Origin of the sequence: Domibacillus sp. 8LH (genome assembly GCF_038806185.1) — a bacterium.
Classification (GTDB): Bacteria; Bacillota; Bacilli; order Bacillales; family Domibacillaceae; genus Domibacillus; species Domibacillus indicus_A.
In genome coordinates, this window is the sequence record NZ_JAVJNG010000328.1 from 1 (window position 1) to 236 (window position 236).

Sequence of the window (236 nt, forward strand, 5' to 3'; positions counted from 1 at the left end):
CTCCACCAGCTGGCGACTGTAATAATTAATGCCAAAGAAATCACATGCTACCGAAATTTCTGCAAGATCCCCTTCATGAATAAAGGAAAAGTCATGTACATACTTGGAAAATAAATTGACCATATCTGCTGGATAGCTCCCTTTAAAAATAGGATCTAGATACCAGCGATTCGAATAACCATCTGCATTATTAGCGGCAATCTTATCATTAAAGGATTGGCTTACTGGGTAAATCG

1 protein-coding gene is annotated in these 236 nt (G+C 38.1%); it reads right to left on the bottom strand.

What is annotated here, in order from left to right:
• Window positions 1–236: family 1 glycosylhydrolase (locus RG959_RS24900; protein WP_342799373.1), on the bottom strand; the 236-nt coding region annotated here is incomplete at both ends.